The sequence below is a fragment of the Micromonospora sp. NPDC003241 genome (genome assembly GCF_053589795.1).
In genome coordinates this window covers 74,851-93,479 of the sequence record NZ_JBSFSO010000019.1, presented here as the reverse complement: position 1 = coordinate 93,479, position 18,629 = coordinate 74,851, and the positions used below count along the sequence as shown (strand labels likewise).

The 18,629-nt window shown below is 70.5% G+C and carries 18 protein-coding genes; all 18 read right to left on the bottom strand.

Annotation, left to right across the window (positions count from 1 at the left end; genetic code table 11):
- Positions 1-42 precede the first annotated feature (42 nt).
- Positions 43-2,538, bottom strand: a complete 2,496-nt coding sequence (locus tag ACWDVW_RS17415) for an NADH-quinone oxidoreductase subunit G (protein WP_449949740.1) — start codon at positions 2,536-2,538, stop codon at positions 43-45.
- A gap of 58 nt (positions 2,539-2,596) precedes the next feature.
- Positions 2,597-3,913, bottom strand: coding sequence for an NADH-quinone oxidoreductase subunit NuoF (gene nuoF, locus ACWDVW_RS17410; protein ID WP_449949737.1), 1,317 nt, complete (start codon positions 3,911-3,913; stop codon positions 2,597-2,599).
- Positions 3,910-4,956 carry an NADH-quinone oxidoreductase subunit NuoE gene (gene nuoE / locus ACWDVW_RS17405; RefSeq protein ID WP_449949734.1) on the bottom strand — a complete coding sequence of 349 codons (1,047 nt, stop codon included), beginning with the start codon at positions 4,954-4,956 and terminating at the stop codon, positions 3,910-3,912. Before nuoE ends, nuoF begins: the two co-directional genes overlap by 4 nt.
- The gene (locus ACWDVW_RS17400; RefSeq protein ID WP_131054079.1) at positions 4,953-6,278 is read right to left on the bottom strand and encodes an NADH-quinone oxidoreductase subunit D; all 1,326 of its coding nucleotides are present in this window, start codon (positions 6,276-6,278) and stop codon (positions 4,953-4,955) included. Before ACWDVW_RS17400 ends, nuoE begins: the two co-directional genes overlap by 4 nt.
- Before the next feature lie 55 nt (positions 6,279-6,333).
- Entirely contained in the window at positions 6,334-7,068 is a 735-nt protein-coding gene (locus ACWDVW_RS17395) for an NADH-quinone oxidoreductase subunit C (protein WP_449949732.1), read from the bottom strand.
- Positions 7,065-7,742, bottom strand: a complete 678-nt coding sequence (locus ACWDVW_RS17390) for a NuoB/complex I 20 kDa subunit family protein (RefSeq protein ID WP_117229654.1) — start codon at positions 7,740-7,742, stop codon at positions 7,065-7,067. The genes ACWDVW_RS17395 and ACWDVW_RS17390 overlap by 4 nt, the downstream gene beginning before the upstream one ends.
- Before the next feature lie 13 nt (positions 7,743-7,755).
- The gene (locus tag ACWDVW_RS17385) at positions 7,756-8,121 is read right to left on the bottom strand and encodes an NADH-quinone oxidoreductase subunit A (protein WP_350697428.1); all 366 of its coding nucleotides are present in this window, start codon (positions 8,119-8,121) and stop codon (positions 7,756-7,758) included.
- Between the two features lie 109 nt (positions 8,122-8,230).
- Positions 8,231-9,505, bottom strand: coding sequence for a geranylgeranyl reductase family protein (locus ACWDVW_RS17380; protein WP_449949729.1), 1,275 nt, complete (start codon positions 9,503-9,505; stop codon positions 8,231-8,233).
- Positions 9,506-9,672: 167 nt separating this feature from the next.
- The gene (locus ACWDVW_RS17375) at positions 9,673-9,879 is read right to left on the bottom strand and encodes a hypothetical protein (protein WP_350697430.1); all 207 of its coding nucleotides are present in this window, start codon (positions 9,877-9,879) and stop codon (positions 9,673-9,675) included.
- Positions 9,880-9,954: 75 nt separating this feature from the next.
- Complete coding sequence (locus ACWDVW_RS17370; protein WP_449949726.1) at positions 9,955-10,662, bottom strand: demethylmenaquinone methyltransferase; 708 nt, start codon at positions 10,660-10,662, stop codon at positions 9,955-9,957.
- A 150-nt stretch (positions 10,663-10,812) separates the two neighbouring features.
- Positions 10,813-11,988 carry an LPXTG cell wall anchor domain-containing protein gene (locus ACWDVW_RS17365; RefSeq protein ID WP_449949724.1) on the bottom strand — a complete coding sequence of 392 codons (1,176 nt, stop codon included), beginning with the start codon at positions 11,986-11,988 and terminating at the stop codon, positions 10,813-10,815.
- Positions 11,989-12,282: 294 nt separating this feature from the next.
- Entirely contained in the window at positions 12,283-13,473 is a 1,191-nt protein-coding gene (gene mqnC, locus ACWDVW_RS17360; protein WP_449949721.1) for a cyclic dehypoxanthinyl futalosine synthase, read from the bottom strand.
- Between the two features lie 207 nt (positions 13,474-13,680).
- A complete protein-coding gene (locus ACWDVW_RS17355) occupies positions 13,681-14,481 on the bottom strand; it encodes an SGNH/GDSL hydrolase family protein (protein ID WP_449949718.1) in 801 nt (266 codons plus the stop codon).
- A gap of 199 nt (positions 14,482-14,680) precedes the next feature.
- Complete coding sequence (gene paaE, locus ACWDVW_RS17350; protein WP_449949715.1) at positions 14,681-15,802, bottom strand: 1,2-phenylacetyl-CoA epoxidase subunit PaaE; 1,122 nt, start codon at positions 15,800-15,802, stop codon at positions 14,681-14,683.
- Positions 15,799-16,275 carry a 1,2-phenylacetyl-CoA epoxidase subunit PaaD gene (paaD, locus tag ACWDVW_RS17345; protein WP_449949713.1) on the bottom strand — a complete coding sequence of 159 codons (477 nt, stop codon included), beginning with the start codon at positions 16,273-16,275 and terminating at the stop codon, positions 15,799-15,801. Before paaD ends, paaE begins: the two co-directional genes overlap by 4 nt.
- A gap of 19 nt (positions 16,276-16,294) precedes the next feature.
- A complete protein-coding gene (gene paaC, locus ACWDVW_RS17340) occupies positions 16,295-17,020 on the bottom strand; it encodes a 1,2-phenylacetyl-CoA epoxidase subunit PaaC (protein ID WP_449949711.1) in 726 nt (241 codons plus the stop codon).
- Entirely contained in the window at positions 17,017-17,307 is a 291-nt protein-coding gene (paaB, locus tag ACWDVW_RS17335) for a 1,2-phenylacetyl-CoA epoxidase subunit PaaB (RefSeq protein ID WP_449949709.1), read from the bottom strand. Before paaB ends, paaC begins: the two co-directional genes overlap by 4 nt.
- A gap of 114 nt (positions 17,308-17,421) precedes the next feature.
- Positions 17,422-18,477: a 1,2-phenylacetyl-CoA epoxidase subunit PaaA gene (paaA, locus tag ACWDVW_RS17330; RefSeq protein WP_449949706.1), complete on the bottom strand. Its 1,056-nt coding sequence runs from the start codon at positions 18,475-18,477 to the stop codon at positions 17,422-17,424.
- Positions 18,478-18,629 lie beyond the last annotated feature (152 nt).

The window sequence follows — 18,629 nt, the reverse complement described above, 5'->3', positions numbered from 1 at the left end:
CGACTGCGGGGCTCACTCGCTCCGCTCGTTCACTCCTCGCACTCACTGGTTACCCCCGGAGGAGTTGAGCAGCGGGCCCGAACGACCCGCCGCGTCGGCGGCGACCGGCTCGGCCGTACCAGGTGCGGAGACCCGGACCACCGAACCGGAGGTCGCGCCCAGGCTGCGCCGTACCGTCGAGCCGGGCGAGTTGGTGGGCAGCCAGACCACGCCGTCCGGCATCTCGGTGATGGCCGCCGGCAGGGTCAGCGCCCCCCGGTCGGTACCCACCGTCACCGGGTCGCCGTCGGCGATGCCGAGCGCCTCCGCGCTGCCCTTGCCCAGCCGGACCACCGGCGGACGGGCGGTGCCGCCCAGGTGCTCGTCACCGTCGATGAGGCTGCCCAGGTCGAGCAGTTGGTGCCAGGTCGCCAGGACCGCCTCGCCGGGCGCGAGGTCCCGGACGGTGCCCGGCTCGACACTCGGGGCGGCCGGACGACCCACCCGGGTCGTCGGCAGGCTGCCCAGCTCGCGGCGTACGGAGAGCACGTCTCCGGTGCCCAGCCGCACGTCGAGCTGGGCGGCGAGCGCGTCGAGCACCCGACCGTCGGTCATCGCGGCGGTGTTCAGGACCGCGTCGAACGGACGCAGCCGACCCTCCCAGTCCAGGAAGCTGCCGGCCTTCTCGACCACCGGGGCGACCGGCAGGACGACGTTCGCCCGTCGGGTCACCGCGCTGGCCCGCAGTTCCAGGCTGACCAGGAACGGCACCGCGTCGAGGGCCTGCTCGGCCAGGCGCGGGTCGGCCAGGTCGGCCGGGTCGACGCCGGCCACCACCAGCGCGCCGAGCCGGCCTTCGGCGGCGGCGGCGAGGATGCCGTCGGTGTCCCGTCCGGCCTGGCTCGGGATCACCCCGGCCGGGATGTCCCACGCCTCGCCCAGTTCGGCCCGCGCGGTCGGCTCGGTGACCATCCGGCCACCGGGCAGCAGGTTGGGCAGGCAACCGGTGTCGACGGCGCCCCGGTCGCCGGCGCGGCGCGGCACCCAGGCCAGCTTCGCGCCGGTACGCGCGGCCACCTCGGCGGCGGCGGAGAGCCCGCCGGGCACCAAGGCCAGTCGCTCGCCGACGATCAGGATCGCGCCCGGGGCGCTCAGCGCCTCGGCGACCGTGGCGTGCTCGGCGAGCACCCCGGCCTCCTCACCCGGCACCACCCGGGCCAGCTTGGCACCGAGCTTCTCCAGGCCACGGGTGGCGAACGGCGCGATCGCGTACACCTTGAGTCGGTTCTTGAGGTACGCCTTGCGCATCCGCAGGAAGAGGATCGGGCACTCCTCCTCCGGCTCCAGGCCGACCAGCACCACCGCAGGAGCGTTCTCGACGTCGGTGTAGGTGACGTCGGTGCTGCCGGCGACGTTGCTGGCCAGGAAGTCGGCCTCCTCACGGGAGGCCGGGCGGGCCCGGAAGTCGATGTCGTTGGTGTGCAGCGCGATCCGGGCGAACTTCGCGTACGCGTAGGCGTCCTCGACGGTCAGCCGACCGCCGGTGAGCACCGCCGAACCCTGACCGCCGTCCCGAGCGGCACGCAGCCCCTCGGCGGCGACGCTGAGCGCCTCGCTCCAGGACGCCTCGCGCAGCTCACCGGTGCGCTCGTCGCGGACCAGCGGGGTGGTCAGCCGGTCGGTGGCGCGGGCGTACTGGAAGCCCCACCGGCCCTTGTCGCAGTTCCACTCCTCGTTGACCTGCGGGTCGTCGCCGGCCAGCCGGCGCATCACCTTGCCGCGACGCCAGTCGGTGCGCTGGGCGCAACCGGCCGAGCAGTGCTCGCAGACGCTCGGGCTGGAGACCAGGTCGAACGGGCGGGCGCGGAAACGGTACTGGGTACCGGTCAGCGCGCCGACCGGGCAGATCTGCACGGTGTTGCCGGAGAAGTACGAGTTGAACGGCACATCACCTGCGTCGCCCTCCTCGCCGTACTCCTCGTCCCGATAGATGTTGATCTCCTCGGCGGACGACCGGTTCATCAGGTCGATGAACTTGTCACCGGCGATCTCCTCGGAGAACCGGGTGCAGCGCTGGCAGAGCACGCAGCGCTCGCGGTCGAGCAGCACCTGCGTGCTGATCGGCAGCGGCTTCGGGTACTCCCGCTTGTGCTCGTGGAACCGCGAGTCGGTACGGCCGGTCGACATCGCCTGGTTCTGCAGCGGGCACTCGCCGCCCTTGTCGCACATCGGGCAGTCGAGGGGGTGGTTGACCAGGAGCAGCTCCATGATCCCCTCCTGCGCCTTCTTGGCGACCGGGGAGCTGAGCTGGGTACGGACGACCATGCCCTCGGCCACCGTCTGCGTGCACGAGGCGACCGGCTTGCGCTGCCCCTCCACCTCGACGAGGCACTGGCGGCAGGCACCGGCCGGCGCCAGCAGCGGGTGGTCGCAGAAGCGGGGGATCTCCGTGCCGATCTGCTCGGCGACGCGGATCAGCAGCGCCCCCTTCGGGGCGGTGACCTCGACGCCGTCGATGGTCAGCGTGACCGTCTCGGTCGACTTGGCAACGTCGGTCACTGTGCTCGCCTTTCGCTCGCGGCTGCGGGGCTCGCTCCGCTCACTCCTCGCACTCGCATCAGTGGGCTCCCACCAACTGCTTGTCGGACAACTTCGGCGCGGTCCGTCCCTCGATGTAGTCGAGGTAGTCCTGCTTGAAGTACTTCAGGGACGAGGTCACCGAGCTGGTGGCACCGTCACCCAGACCGCAGAACGAGCGGCCGAGGATGTTGTCGCAGGTGTCGAGCAGGGTGTCCAGGTCGTCGTGGGTGCCCTGGCCGGCCAGGATGCGCCGGTAGACCCGGACCATCCAGTAGTTGCCCTCCCGGCACGGGGTGCACTTGCCGCACGACTCGTGGTGATAGAACTCCAGCCAGCGGTAGGTCGCGTAGACCGGGCAGTCCTGGTCGGAGAAGATCTGCGTGGCCGTGGTGCCGAGGATCGATCCGGCGCCGGCCACCCCCTCGAAGTCCAGCGGCACGTCCAGGTGCTCGGCCGTGAGCAGCGGGGTGGACGAGCCACCCGGCGTCCAGAACTTGAGGTGGTGTCCGGGCTGCATCCCGCCGGCAAGCTCCAGCAGTTCGCGCAGCGTGATGCCCATCGAGCACTCGAACTGGCCGGGGTTGGCGATCCGGCCGGAGAGCGAATAGATCATCGGCCCGGAGGACTTCTCCGTGCCCATGGTCTTCCACCACTCGGCACCACCGAGCACGACGTACGGCACGCTCGCGATGGTGCCGACGTTGTTGACCACGGTGGGGCTGGCGTACAGGCCGTGGGTCGCCGGGAACGGCGGGCGCAGCCGGGGCTGGCCCCGGAAGCCCTCCAGCGAGTCCAGCAGCGCCGTCTCCTCACCGCAGATGTACGCGCCGGCGCCCGAGTGCACGACCAGGTCCAGGTCGAACCCGGAACCGAGGATGTCGCGCCCGAGGTAGCCCTTGGCGTAGGCCTCGTTCACCGCGTTGCGCAGCCGACGCGCCGCGTGCACGGCCTCGCCCCGGATGTAGAGGTAGGCCCGGCTGGCCCGGATCGCGTACGACGCGATGATCACGCCCTCGACCAGCGAGTGCGGGTCGTGCGTCATCAGCGGCAGGTCCTTGCAGGTGCCCGGCTCGCCCTCGTCGGCGTTGACCACGAGGTAGTGCGGCTTGCCGTCGCCCTGCGGGATGAAGCCCCACTTGAGCCCGGTCGGGAAGCCGGCACCGCCACGACCGCGCAGCCCGGAGTCCTTGACGAGCTGGATCAGGTCGTCCGGGTGCGCCTTGAGCGCCTTACGCAGCGCGGCGTACCCGTCGAGCTTCTCGTAGGTGCCGATCCGCCAGGCGTCCGGCGACAGCCAGCGCTTGGTGAGTACCGGCGTCAGCTTGGCCAGGGTCTCCGGCCGAGGCGTGGTCACTTCTGAGCCCCCTTGTCGTTCGCGGAGCCCCGGCCACCGCCGGACGACTCCGCCTCGCTGAGGTTGCGCTCCTGAGCCTCGGCGTCGTCGCCGGCAGGCTTGCCGTCACCGGCGGGCCGGTTGGCCGCCGCACCAGCGGCCTCCGCCGCCCGGGCGTCGCTCGACGTGGGCGCCGCCCCGTCGACCGGCACCTTGGTGCCGGGTGCGTCCGGCACGGCCGTCTGGGCGTCCGGCTGCCGGGTCTCGGCGGTACGCACCTGCGGCGACTTGCGGTCCGGCGCGGGTACGTCGGGAGCCGTGGTGCCGGTCGGCGCGGCCTTGGCCGGGGTGGCCGGGGCCGGCTTGTCACCGGCCTTGGCGCTGCGGATCGGGGTGTTCGGGTCGAAGCCCGGCACCGAGATGCCGTGCTGCTCGGCCAGTCTCAGGCCACGCAGGCTCGGCTCACCCGGTACGCCGTCGGCGACCGCGCCCTCGCGCTCGTCGGCGAAGCCGGCGAGCTGCACCGCCATCTCCTTGAGCGTGCAGAGGCGGGCACCTCGGCTCGGCGTGGGCCGCCCACCGGCGCGCAGCTCGTCGACCAGACCGACCGCGCTCTGCGGGTCGACCCCGTCGAAGAAGTCGTAGTTGACCGTCATGACCGGTCCGTAGTCACAGGCGGCCAGGCACTCGGCGTGTTCGAGGGTGATCGAGCCGTCCTCGGTGGTCTCGTCGTGCCCGACACCCAGGTGCTCGGTGAGGGCGTCGTAGACCTCCTGCCCGCCCAGGACGTTGCACATGGTGTTGGTGCAGACGCTGACCAGCCAGTCACCGGTGGGGCGGCGCTTGTACATGGTGTAGAAGCTGGCCACCGCGCCGACCTGGGCCTTGTTCAGGCCGAGCACCTCGGCGCAGAACGCCACTCCGGCCGGGGAGACGTAACCCTCCTCGGACTGCACCAGGTGCAGCAGGGGCAGCAGGGCCGAGCGGGACCGGTCGGCCGGGTAACGGGCGATGATCTCCCGCGCCCGAGCCCGCGTCTGGTCCGTGAAAACAGTCGTGCTCACCGGTCACAACCTCCCATGACGGGGTCCAGCGAGGCGCCGCCGGCGATCACGTCGGCGATCAGGCCACCCTCGGCCATCGCCGGCAGGGCCTGGAGGTTGACGAAGCTCGGCTCCCGGTAGTGCACCCGGTACGGCCGGGTGCCACCGTCGGAGACCGCGTGCACGCCCAGTTCGCCGCGCGGCGACTCGATGCCGACGTATACCTGGCCCGGCGGCACCCGGAAGCCCTCCGTCACCAGCTTGAAGTGGTGGATCAGGGACTCCATCGACTGGCCCATGATCTTGGCGACGTGCTCCAGCGAGTTGCCCATGCCGTCCACGCCGATGGCCAGCTGCGCCGGCCACGCGATCTTCTTGTCGGCGACCATCACCGGTCCCGGCTCGAGCCGGTCCAGCGCCTGCTCGACGATCTTGAGCGACTCGCGCATCTCGGCCATCCGGACCAGGTACCGGCCCCAGACGTCGCCGTCGGGGTGCGTCGGCACGTCGAACTCGTAGTCCTCGTAGCCGCAGTACGGCATGGTCTTGCGCAGGTCCCAGGCCAGGCCGGCGGAGCGCAGCACCGGGCCGGTGACACCGAGCGCGACACAACCGGTCACGTCGAGCACCGCGATGTTCTTCGTCCGCTCCAGCCAGATCGGCTGGCCGGAGAGCAGGTCCTCGTACTCCTTGAGCCGCTTGGGCAGGAGCTTGAGGAAGTCGCGGATCTTGACGATCGCCTCGTCCGGCACGTCCTGGGCGACACCGCCCGGCCGGACGTACGCGTGGTTCATCCGGAGGCCGGTGATCAGCTCGAAGATCTCCAGGATGTACTCACGCTCGCGGAAGCCGTAGAGCATCATGTTGATCGCGCCCAGCTCCATCGCCGTGGTGGCGACCCAGACCAGGTGCGAGGAGATCCGGTTCAGCTCCATCATGAGCACCCGGATGGTGTTGGCCCGCTCGGTGATGTCGTCGGTGATGCCGAGCAGCTTCTCCACCGCGAGCGAGTACGCCGTCTCGTTGAAGATCGGCGAGAGGTAGTCCATCCGGGTCACGAACGTCGAGCCCTGGACCCAGTTGCGGTATTCCAGGTTCTTCTCGATGCCGGTGTGCAGGTAGCCGACGACCGAGCGGGCCTCCCGGACCGTCTCGCCCTCCAGCTCCAGGACCAGCCGCAGCACCCCGTGCGTGGACGGGTGCTGCGGACCCATGTTGACGACGATCCGACCCTCGTTGATCGGGTCGACTCCCGAGACGAGATCGTCCCAGTCCCCGCCGGTGACGGTGAAGACCCGACCTTCGGTGGTCTCGCGCTCGGTGGCGTAGTTGGACGCGCTCACAGTGCCGACCTTTCGTTCGCGACTGCGGGGCTCCGCTTCGCTGCACTCCTCGCGTTCACTGGTACGACCTCCGCTTGTCGGGCGGCGGGATCTCGGCGCCCTTGTACTCCACGGGCACGCCGCCGAGGGGGTAGTCCTTCCGCTGCGGGTGGCCCTCCCAGTCGTCCGGCATGAGGATCCGGGTCAGCGCCGGGTGGCCGTCGAAGATGACGCCGAACATGTCGTACGCCTCCCGCTCCTGCCAGTCTGCGGTCGGGTAGACCGAGGTGACGCTGGGCAGGTGCGGGTTCTCGACGGAGACGGCCGCCTCCAACCGCACCAGTCGCCGGTAGGTCATCGAGGTGAGCTGGTAGACCACGTGCAGCCGGCGCTCGTCGGCACCCAGGTAGTCCACGCCGGAGAGCGAGGAGAGCAGCTCGAAGCGCAGCCCCGCGTCGTCCCGCATCACCTGGCACACCTCGGCGATCCGCTCCGGGCGGATGTGCAGGGTCAGCTCGCCCCGGTCGACCACCACGTTCTCGATCGCGTCGCCGAAGGCCGGGTACGCCTCTTCCAGCGCGTCGTACACGTCGTCGAAGTAGCCGCCGAACGGCCGGGGCGAGTCGGCGAGCTGCGGGCGCGGGCGGACCAGGCCGCCGAAGCCGGAGACGTCGCCGGTGCCCTGGTTGCCGAACATGCCCCGGCCGGCGGGCGAGGCCGGTGGGAACTCGGCGGGCGCACCGCTGGTCGACCCGGCCGGCGTCACCGGAACCGGTACGCCGCCGCCCTCGGCTCGCTTGTCGTCAGTCACTTGATCCCCCCGTACGGGTGGAGGTGGTTCTGGGCCTTCATCCAGTTCTCGATCCGCAACTGCTCCTCGCGGCCCTCGCGGACGGCCTTCGTCCACTCGGCGCGGCGGGCCTTGTCGTTGCGGTACGACGACGGCATCGAGCCGTACGGCACCACCGGCACGTCACCGCGCGCCTCGCGGGCCGCCAGCATCTTGCGACCGTTCGGGCCGAGCGGCTCGTGGCCGATCTTCTCGCGCAGCTTGAGGATCGCGTCGATGAGCATCTCCGGCCGGGGCGGACAGCCCGGCAGGTACATGTCGACCGGCACTACGTGGTCCACGCCCTGCACGATGGCGTAGTTGTTGAACATGCCACCGCTGCTGGCGCAGACGCCCATGGAGAGCACCCAGCGGGGCTCGGCCATCTGGTCGTAGATCTGGCGCAGCACCGGGGCCATCTTCTGGCTGACCCGGCCGGCGACGATCATCAGGTCGGCCTGCCGGGGCGATGCCCGGAAGACCTCCATGCCCCAGCGGCCCATGTCGTAGTGCGGACCACCGGCGGCCATCATCTCGATCGCGCAGCAGGCCAGGCCGAAGGTGGCACCCCAGACCGACGACTTGCGCGACCAGTTGACGAGCTTCTCCACCGAGGTGAGCAGGACGCCGGCGGGAAGTTTCTCCTCGATACCCATTGCCGTTCCTCCCTCAGTCCCAGTCCAGACCGCCGCGCCGCCACTCGTAGGCGTACGCGACGAAGACCGCACCGATGAAAATCAACATGGCGACGAATCCGAACACCGGCAGGAGGTCGAAGGAGACAGCCCACGGGTAAAGGAAGATCATTTCCACGTCGAAGACGATGAAGAGCATCGCCGTCAGATAGAACTTGACCGGGAACCGGCTGCCGCCGATCGGCTGCGGGCTGGGCTCGATGCCACATTCGTAGGCTTCGAGCTTGGCCTTGTTGTAACGCCGGGGCCCGGCGAACCGGGCAGCGCCTATCGAGAACAGCGCGAAGGCGGCGGCGAGGGCGAACAGCCCAATGATGGGTACGTAAGGCGAGAGTGACATCTTCTTCTCCTGCTCGTCCTTCCCTGCCCTCGTTCGTTGGCGAAATTCACACTATTCACATCCCACCCGGCGACCGTCGGCGGGGGGTCGACCTGCCTGGTCCGCGCCCCTACACAGCGGGCGCGACCCGGGTCATCGCATTGATCACCCGGTCCATCGCGTCACCACCACGGGGGTCGGTGAGGTTGGCCAGCAGCTTGAGCACGAAGCGCATCAGGGTCGGGTGGGGCATGCCGTGCTTGGTCGCCACGCGCATGATCTCGGGCCGGCCGATCAGCTTCACGAAGACCCCGCCCAGCCGGTAGTAGCCGCCGAACCGGGTCTTCAACTCCTGCGGGTACGCCATCAGGGCCCGCTCCCGCTCGGCACCGACCGGACGGGCCAGCGCCTGCACCGCGACCTCCGCGGCCAGTTCGCCGGACTCCATGGCGTACGCGATGCCCTCGCCGTTGAACGGGTTGACCATGCCGCCGGAGTCACCGACCAGCATGACCCCCCGGGTGTAGTGCGGCACCCGGTTGAAGCCCATCGGCAGCGCCGCGCCGAGGATCGAGCCCTCGGCGTTGGCCTCGTCGGTCATCCCCCACTCCGGCGGCGTGTTGGCCAGCCAGTCGGTGAGCAGCCGCCGGTAGTTGGTCTTGCCGAAGGCCGACGAGGAGTTGAGGATGCCGAGGCCGACGTTGACCCGACCGTCGCCGAGGCCGAAGATCCAGCCGTACCCGGGCAGCAGGGCACCGGTGCCCTTGGCCCGCAGCTCCAGCCACGACTCCAGGTAGTCGTCGTCGTGCCGGGCCTCGGAGCGGTAGTAGCGGCGGACCGCCACGCCGATCGGACGGTCCTCGCGCTTGGCCAGCCCGAGGGCGAGCGGGAAGCGGCCGGAGACGCCGTCCGCGGCGACCACCAGCGGCGCGTGGAAGGTGGCCGGGGCCTTGTCCGGGCCGTCCTCGGCCTCCACACCGATCACCCGGCCGTTGCCGTCGAGCACCGGGCCGGTCACGTTCACGTTGGTACGCAGCGTCGCCCCGGCGGACATCGCCCGCTGGACGAGCAGGTCGTCGAAGTCGAGCCGGGTGCGGACCAGCCCGTAGTTCGGGAAGCTGGCCAGATCCGGCCAGTCGAGTTCGAGCCGGACGCCGCCGCCGATCACCCGCAGACCTCGGTTGTGCAGCCAGCCGGCCTCCGGTGAGGTGTCCACACCCATCCGGATCAACTGCCGCACCGCGCGCGGGGTCAGCCCGTCCCCACAGACCTTCTCGCGCGGGAACTCGGTCTTCTCCAGCAGCAGCACGCGTACGCCGTGCCGGGCCAGGTGGTACGCGGTCGCCGACCCACCGGGACCGGCGCCCACGACGATCACGTCGGCGTCGTTCTCCACCGCGGTCATTCGCGCCTCCTCCCGAGTGCTCGTGAAATGCTTCACAAGCCAGCCGGGACGAGTCTATGACCGCCGCCGTACGCTCGGTTTGTTAGGGCGACCTAACATCACGGAAACAGGACACTGATGGAACTCCCGGACGCTGCGGCCATGCGATCCGGGACATCGGAGCAGCCCTATGCGGTGGGGCTGGCGGCGTCCAGCCCTGCGCGGATCGTCTCCGGCAGGTGCTCCCGCAACGCGCCACCGGCGGCCCGGTCCAGTGCGGCGAGCACCTCGGACACCACCTGGCGCACGTCCGCCGGATCCGCGCCGGCCAGATCCCTGAGCTGGTCGACCAGCTCGGCGGCATCATCGGTGGCCACGCGGTTCGCATCCGTCATGCGGGCCAGCCTAAGGGGCAGGCAATACCAAACGACCCAATTCACCTAAATGGCGGCGAGAAACGGGCAAGTCGGTCAGTCCCGGGTGGCCCGGTGCAGCGCCACGATGCCGCCGCTCAAGTTCCGCCACGCCACCTTGCCCCACCCGGCCGCGCCCACCCGGGCGGCCAGTGCCGGCTGGTCCGGCCAGGCCCGGATCGACTCGGCGAGATAGACGTAGGCGTCCGGGTTGCTGGACACCGTCCGCGCCACCGCCGGCAACGACCGCATCAGGTACGACAGGTAGACGGTGCGGAAGGCCGGGTTGACCGGGGTGCTGAACTCGCAGACCACCAGTCGGCCGCCCGGCCGGGTGACCCGCGCCAGTTCGCGTAGCGCCGCGTCGGTGTCGCTGACGTTGCGCAGCGCGAAGGAGATGGTCACCGCGTCGAAGCTCGCGTCGGCGAAGGGCAGCCGGAGGGCGTCACCGGCCAGCAACGACACCTGTGGACGGACCTTCTTGCCCGCGTACAGCATGCCCAGCGACAGGTCGGCGCCGACCGCGTACGCCCCGGAGCGGGACAGTTCCTCGGTCGAGACCCCGGTGCCCGCGCCCACGTCCAGCACCCGGTCCCCGGGGCGCAGGGCCAGCGCGGCCCGGGTGGCCCGCCGCCAGAACCGGTCCTGCCCGAAGGAGAGGACGGTGTTGGTCAGGTCGTAGCGGGCCGCGACCCCGTCGAACATCGCGGCGACCTCGTGCGGCTGCTTGTCCAGGCTGGCGCGCTGGCCCTGCGGGGTGCTCACCCCTCCACTCTGCCAGCCCGACCTCCGACCGTTCACCGCCAGGGTCGCCGGTGCCCACCGCACAGACAGTAGGGGCGGGATGGTCGCCCATCCCGCCCCTACTGCCGTGCGTTATGTGAACGGCCCGCGCGGGCCGATTGAGGACCTACCTCAGGAGTTGGTCTTCTCGTCCCCCGGAGCCACCAGGACCACCCGGCGACGACGGGACACCAGGAACATGGCCGCACCGGCGAGCACGACGCCCGCGCCGACGGCGCCGATCGCGCCGGCCTGCACACCGGTGACCGGCAGGCCACCGCCACCGCCACCGTTACCGGTGGCCGCGACGATCACGGCGAAGTCGTCGCTGTTGTCCGACGGGTCGATGTCGGCGAACTCGGTGTCCTCGATCTCCCGGACCTCGGCCCGGTCGAAGTCCGGGACGGTCGCCTGCTTGCTGATCCGGGCACCGGGCGGCAACGCGCCGTGGGCCTCCGCCTTCAACCAGCCGTCCTTGAGGGCCACCGGCGCCTTCACGTCCTCGTCCACCACGACCGGCAGCGGGAGGATCAGCACGCTGTCCTGCTCGAGCAGGAAGTCCTTGTCCTCGCAGACCACGGTGCGCTCGGCGCCGGTCTTGCAGCCGTCGATCGGGAAGGCCAGGCTGACGTGCTCGGGCAGCTTGTAGGTCAGCTTGAGGCCCTGTGCGACCAGGTCTCCCTGGTTGGCGACCTCGCCGTAGACGAGGGCGGTGTCGCCGGGGTGCAGCTTCTTGCCCTCCTTGCCGGTCTCGAAGTCGAAGCTGGTCTTCACGTCCGGGACGATGACGCCCAGGTCGACGCCGCTCTCCGGGGTCACCTCGACGTCGAAGGTGACGCTGTTGTTGCTGTCGTCGGTGTCGTCCGGCGACTCGACGGTGATGGTGACCGGGGCCTTGTACGGCCCGGTGGCCGTTCCATCGGGCTTGATCATGAGGAGCGGCAGCTCGATGGTCTCGCCGGGGCCGGGGATCTCGGTCTTGCCCAGCTCGCAGACGAACAGGGTCGGGTCGCTGTCGGTCGTGCACCCGCCCTCGGTGAACGTCACGAACCAGAGCTTGCTCTCGTCCACCTTGGAGGCGTCGACCTTGAGGGAAACCTTGCTCGGGGTGTTCTTGCCCTGATTGGCGACCTTGGCCCAGGCGACCTTGCCCCAGGCACCGTCGGTGACCTTGGTGCCGGCCGAGGTGATCGCCAGATCGGTCTCGGTGCCGGCGGCGTGGGCCGGCGCACCGAACGCGGCAACCGCGCCCGAGGCGAGCAGCGCGGCCGTGGCCAGACTCGCGGCACGGCGAGTACGGAAGATCATTGAAGGGTCTCCCCCGTGGAGTGGTGAGAAGCGTACGGCCGGGGACGTTAGCCGTCGGCGATCACACGCGCCACCCCGGATCACACCCGCCACAAGCTGCTCAGCTAATGGTCATTTAAGGTTTGTCCGGATTGATGGCTCTTGTTGCCCGAGGGAGCGCGCCCCCGCGCCGCTCCGGCACTACGCTTCGAGCCGGTTGGATGGGCGGGGCGAGCCGTTCGGGTGATCAGCCGAGCGTCGGCACCGTTGGCGAACCGTGACCTTTCCGGGGACCACTCGTGACCTTGGGGAGACTCAGTTCGCTTCGACCAGCGGCAGGGAGCGACCGGCACCGCCGCCGGGCAGCGCGATCGACGAGAAGTGCGACACCACCCGCTCGTCGGTGGGGTCGTCGGCGGGGGTGTGGTGCACGGCCAGTCGCCCGTAGAGCGTGTCCCGTTGCGCCGGGATCCGGTCGGCGGAGCGGATCATCCCGATCAGCTCGTGCAGGTTGGACCGGTGCCGGGCACCCGCCGAGGAGATGACGTTCTCCTCCAGCATGATCGAGCCCAGGTCGTCCACGCCCATGTGCAGCGCGAGCTGCCCCACGTCCTTGCCGGTGGTCAACCAGGACGCCTGCAGGTGCGGCACGGTCTCGAAGAACAGCCGGGCCACCGCCACCAGGCGCAGGTACTCCAGCGTGGTCGCCTGGGTCCGGCCCTTGAGGTGGTTGTTCTCCGGCTGGTACGTCCACGGGATGAAGGACCGGAAGCCCTGGGTGCGGTCCTGCACGTCGCGGATCATCCGTAGGTGCTCGATCCGCTCGGCGGCCGTCTCGCCGGTGCCCATCATCATCGTCGCGGTCGACTCGACGCCCTGCCGGTGCGCCAGCTCCATGACCTCCAGCCAGCGCTCGCCCGACTCCTTCAGCGGCGCGATCGCCTTGCGCGGGCGCTCCGGAAGCATCTCGGCGCCGGCACCGGCGATCGAGTCCAGTCCGGCGGCCTTGATCCGGGCGATGGCCTCGTCCAGGCTGACGCCGGAGACCTTGGCCATGTGCAGGATCTCGCTCGGGCCGATCGAGTGGATGGCGAGCTGCGGGTACGCCTTCTTGACCGAGGAGAACAGCTCCTCGTAGTACTCCACCCCGTAGTCCGGGTGGTGGCCGCCCTGGAGCATGACCTGGGTCGCGCCCAGCTCGACCGCCTCGCCGCAGCGGCGCAGGATCTCCTCGGTGGGGTGGGTCCACCCCTCGCTGTGCTTGGGAGCCCGGTAGAAGGCGCAGAACTTGCACGCCGTCACACAGACGTTGGTGTAGTTGATGTTGCGGTCGATCAGGTACGTGACGATGTTGTCCGGGTACCGCCGACGGCGTACCGCGTCCGCGGCCTCGCCCAGCGCGTGGAAGGGCGCCTCGGTGTAGAGCAGCAGCGCCTCCTCGGGCGTGATCCGCCCACCGTCCGCGCCACGCTGCAGGATGTCGTCGATCTCCCGGCTCGTCGTCACGCCACCGAGCCTACGTCGCGACTCCCACCGACCGCCCCCAGGCCCGGCCACCCTGTGACCAAGATCGGACCGGCGCCCGCCGCAGAGCGGATCTTGGTACGGAAGGGCGGTGTCGTACCAAGATCCGGTCTGGGGTGCGCCGATGACGCGGGGCCGCCCGCGTCCCTCGGGACACGAACGGCCCCGTCGGGCCTCGACCTGGTCGGATCAGGAGCGGTACGCCGCCAGCAACATGGTGTACGCGGCGTGCCCTTCCGCATTCGGGTGGAAGGTCTCGGTGAGGCGGGTCAGGTTGACCCCGTGGATGAACGGCTTGGGGCTGCACGCCTCGTACCCGGCGAGCACCGGACGCATGTCGACGAAGGTGACGCCGGCCCGGCTCGCCGCCGCGCGGGTGCCCTCGGCCACCGCGTCGGCGTTGCCGTTCATGAAGGTGCGCTTGGCGGCACTGGGGCTGATCGCGCCGCAGGAGCCGGTCGGGGCGACCAGCCTCGGGTAGCCGAGCACGACCACCTTCGCCTTGGGCGCCCGGCGCTTGATCTCGCCGTAGAGGCCGGCGAGCTCGCCCACCATCTGGTTACGGGCGTAGTACGAGGAGTACATGGTGGCGGTCTCGCAGTACCACTCGCTCTCGGTGAGACAGCCCGTCGCCACCGAGGAGAACTGCGCGTCGTTGCCGCCCACCGTGATGCTGACCAGCGCGGTGTTGCTGCTCAGCGCGGAGAGCTGCTTGCTCCGCACGTCGGCCATGGTGGCACCGCTGCACGTGACGTCCTTGAGCGTGTACCCGCCGACGCTGGAGGCCAGCAACCTCGGGTAGCTCCTCGGACTGCGCAGACATGCGCCACTGGCCGAGTCGTACGGGAAGGCCCCGACGCCGGAGGCGTACGAGTCGCCGAGTGCCACGTACTCCTGGGGGGCTGCGGCGCGGGCAGGTGCACCGACGACCGCCTCCATGGCGATGAACGCCATGGCTGCGGCAACCACCACCGAGGTGAATTTGCGCATGGCTTCCTTTCTGACTGTGAAGCCGGAACTGGCCGGGATGGCCGCATCAGCGCTCCTCCGAAGCGGACCAAGTCGGTCCAGCCATCGAGAACCGGACGATGCTCTCGTTCATCCCTCGGCGACACAGACGGTGCGAAGCCCGCGCATGTTCAGATCCCGATCGGCGATCTTCCGACCGAGCGGGTGAGGCGGGTGGAGGTCAGGCGTCGTAGTCGACGGTGACGGTGTCGGTCACCGGGCTGGACTGGCAGGTCAGCACGTAACCGGCGGCCACCTCGTCGGGCTCCAGCGCATAGTTGCGGGCCATCTCGACCTGGCCGGAGACCACCTTCGCGCGGCAGGTCGAGCAGACGCCGCCCTTGCAGGCGTACGGCAACTCGCTGCGGACCTTCAACGCCGCGTCCAGGACCCGCTCGTCACGGCGCATGGTGAAACGCGACGACCGACCGTCGAGCAGGATGGTGACCTCGGTGCCGGTGCCCGGCTCGTCGCCCGGGCGGCGGACCGGATCCGGTGGCGCGTCGACGTGGAACAGCTCGGTGTGCACCGCCGACTCGACGACGCCCCGCCCGACGAGCACCGCCTTGGCGTCCACCACGAGCCCGTACGGGCCACAGAGGAACCACTCCTCGATCGCGTCGCCGGGTACCACGGTGTCCAGCAACCGGCCCAGCCGCGCGGCGTCGATCCGGCCGGAGAGCAACGGCGACTCGGTCTCCTCCCGGGACAGCACGTGCACCAGGTGCAACCGGGTCGGGTAGCGGTCCTTCAGGTCGGCCAACTCCTCGGCGAACATCACCGAGTTGGCCGTGCGGTTGCCGTACACCAGGGTGAAGGTGCTGGCCGGCTCGACGGCCAGGGCGGTGGCGACCAGCGACAGCACCGGCGTGATGCCGGACCCGGCGACCACCGCGCCGTAGCGGCGGACCCGGTCCGGGGCGAACGCGGTGCCGAAGTGCCCCAGCGGCGGCAGCACCTCGACGGTGTCGCCGCGCCGCAGCACCCCGCACGCGTACGCCGAGAACGCACCACCGGGGATCTCCCGCACGCCGATCCGCAGCCGCCCGTGCCGGGCCAGGTCCTGCGGCGTGGAGCAGATCGAGTACGACCGGCGCACGTCCTGGCCGGCACCCCCGCCCACGTCGGCGGGCAGCCGTACGGTGAGGTGCTGCCCAGCCTGGAAGGCGAAGGTCCCGCGCAACTCCTCGGGCACGTCGAAGGTGATCGCGACGGCGTCGGAGGTGAGCCGGTCCACCGCGACGACGGGCAACGGGTGGAACACCGGGCGACGGCGGACCGGACGGGTGATGGTGACAGTCACAGCGCCTTCACATGGTCGAAGGGTTCGGAACAGGCGCGACAGCGCCACAGCGCCTTGCACGCGGTGGAGCCGAAGCGGCTGAGCTGCTCGGTCTCCGGTGAACCGCAGCGCGGGCAGCGCACGGCGAGGGTCAGCGGGACCACGCCGTCGCGGGATGCCGCCTGCGGTGGGGCGATGCCGGCGGCGGCCAGCTTGGCCCGTCCGGCGTCACTGATCCAGTCGGTGCTCCAGGCCGGGCTGTGGACCGTACGCACCTCGGCGTCCGGGTGCCCGGCGGCGGCCAGCGCACGCCGGATGTCGGCCCGGATGACGTCCATCGCCGGGCAGCCGGTGTACGTGGGGGTGATGGTCACCACGACGCGGCCGGTCGCCGGGTCCTCCTCCACCGCGCGCAGGATGCCGAGGTCGTCGATGGTGAGCACCCGGATCTCGGGGTCCACCACCGACGCGACGGCCACGCGCGGATCGGTCATCGCGACGGCCCGTCCGCGCTCACCAGCGCGCCCCGGGGTGGGCCCGGTGCAACACCTGCGCCTCGGCGAGCAGGTACGACAGGTGTTCGGTGTGCACGCCGTCCCGCCCGCCGGCCGGTGCCCAGGCCGACTCCGGCACGATGAGGGTCGCCTCGGCGAGCACCTCGGCGACCGTACGGCCGACCTCGTCCCGCAGGGTGGCCGGGTCGACCGGGGCATCCGGCCAGGGGCTGAACAGCTCGTCGGCGTACGGCCAGATCTGGTCGATCCCGGCCTGCATCCGCCGGTGCGACTCGGCGGTGCCGTCACCGAGCCGCTTCACCCAGAGCGCGGCGTGGTCCAGGTGGTAGGCGGACTCCTTGCGGGCCTTGCCGCCGATCGCGGCCAGCCGCTCGTCGGAGCAGCCGGCCAACGCGGTGTAGAGCGGAAGCTGGTATGCCGACAGCACGAGCAGCTTCGCCATGGTCACCGCGAAGTCGCCGTTCGGCAGCTCGACCAGCAGACAGTTGCGGAACTCCCGGTCGTCGCGCAGGTACGCCAGCGCGTCCTCGTCCCGGCCCGCGCCCTCCAGCTCGCCCGCGTACGTCAGCAGCAGCCGGGCCGCGCCGAGCTGGTCGAGGGCGATGTTGGCCAGCGCGATGTCCTCCTCCATCTCCGGGGCCCGGGTGGTCCACTCGGCGAGCCGCTGCGCCGCGATCAACGCGTCGTCGCCGAGCGCCAGGGTGAAGGCGAAGGGACCGTTCACAGGTGCGCCACCCCGTCCGGCACCTCGTAGAAGGTGGGGTGGCGGTAGACCTTGTCGGCGGCCGGGTCGAAGAAGGCGTCCTTCTCGTCCGGGCTGGAGGCGGTGATCGCCCCGGCCGGCACCACCCAGATCGACACCCCCTCCTGGCGGCGGGTGTAGAGGTCCCGGGCGTTACGCAGGGCCAGCTCGGCGTCGGGCGCGTGCAGGCTGCCCACGTGCGTGTGCGACAGCCCCCGCCGGGCCCGCACGAAGACCTCCCAGAGCGGTGCGGATTCCCTCGCCGTCACCGGGTCACCTCGGTTCGCGACTGCGGGGCTTGCAAGATCGGCTCACTCCTCGCGCTCACAGCACCCCCCTGGCTCGCGACTGCGGGGCTCGCAAGATCGGCTCACTCCTCGCGCTCACGCTGCCACCTTTTCTTTGGTGCGCCGCTTGGCCGCGTACGCCTCGGCTGCCTCGCGCACCCACGCGCCGTCGGTGTGCGCCTGGCGCCGGTGCGCCATCCGCTCCCGGTTGCACGGCCCGTTGCCCTTGATCACTCGCATCAGCTCGGCGTAGTCGGGCTGGGTGTAGTCGTACGCCTGCCGCTCCTCGTTCCAGCGCAGGTCCGGGTCGGGGAGGGTAAGCCCGAGCGACTCCGCCTGGCCGACACACATGTCCACGAAGCGCTGCCGCAACTCGTCGTTGGAGAAACGCTTGATCTTCCAGGCCATCGACTGGGCGGAGTGGGTGGAGTCGCCGTCCGGCGGGCCGAACATGGCCAGCGACGGGTACCACCAGCGGTCCACCGCGTCCTGCGCCATCGCGCGCTGGGCCGGGGTGCCGTGCGCCAGCACGTGCAGGATCTCGTAGCCCTGGCGCTGGTGGAACGACTCCTCCTTGCAGACCCGGATCATGGCGCGGGCGTACGGGCCGTAGGAGCAGCGGCACAGCGGCACCTGGTTGACGATCGCCGCGCCGTCCACCAGCCATCCGATGGCGCCGACGTCGGCCCAGGTCAGAGTCGGGTAGTTGAAGATCGAGCTGTACTTCTGCCGGCCGTCCAGCAGGAGCTGGACCAGCTCGTCCCGGCTCACCCCGAGGGTCTCGGCGGCGGCGTAGAGGTAGAGCCCGTGGCCGGCCTCGTCCTGCACCTTGGCGAGCAGGATCGCCTTGCGCTTGAGCGACGGGGCCCGGCTGATCCAGTTGCCCTCCGGCTGCATGCCGATGATCTCGGAGTGCGCGTGCTGGGCGATCTGCCGGATCAACGTCCGCCGGTACGCCTCCGGCATCCAGTCGCGCGGCTCGATCTTCTGGTCGGCGTCGACCACGGCGGTGAAGTACGCCGCCAGGTCCGTTCCGGGATCGGCGTCCGCCCGCCCCCGTTCCGCCGCGGCCCGCAGTGCCGCCTCCGCCGCCTCGACCTCGCCGAGCAGGCCGCCGGGCGGGTCCTCGCCCGGGAAGTCATTGCCATACATGGACTCAGTGTTACAGCTTGCAACTTGCGACACCAGAGGGGTGTCATAGAAATACGAGATACCCGAGCGTTACCAGGCGCACGCCACGGGTAGCGCCCGTGACTATGAACTGGGTCACAAACGAGCGGCAAATCCTCGCAACAGCCGCGTAG

Coding starts and splice junctions, on each gene's coding strand:
- ACWDVW_RS17365 (WP_449949724.1), bottom strand. CDS start 11,988: ATGATCTTCCGTACTCGCCGTGCCGCGAGTCTGGCCACGGCCGCGCTG.
- paaD (WP_449949713.1), bottom strand. CDS start 16,275: ATGACCGATCCGCGCGTGGCCGTCGCGTCGGTGGTGGACCCCGAGATC.
- ACWDVW_RS17385 (WP_350697428.1), bottom strand. CDS start 8,121: ATGTCACTCTCGCCTTACGTACCCATCATTGGGCTGTTCGCCCTCGCC.
- paaA (WP_449949706.1), bottom strand. CDS start 18,477: ATGTATGGCAATGACTTCCCGGGCGAGGACCCGCCCGGCGGCCTGCTC.
- ACWDVW_RS17375 (WP_350697430.1), bottom strand. CDS start 9,879: ATGACGGATGCGAACCGCGTGGCCACCGATGATGCCGCCGAGCTGGTC.
- ACWDVW_RS17380 (WP_449949729.1), bottom strand. CDS start 9,505: ATGACCGCGGTGGAGAACGACGCCGACGTGATCGTCGTGGGCGCCGGT.
- ACWDVW_RS17355 (WP_449949718.1), bottom strand. CDS start 14,481: ATGCGCAAATTCACCTCGGTGGTGGTTGCCGCAGCCATGGCGTTCATC.
- ACWDVW_RS17390 (WP_117229654.1), bottom strand. CDS start 7,742: ATGGGTATCGAGGAGAAACTTCCCGCCGGCGTCCTGCTCACCTCGGTG.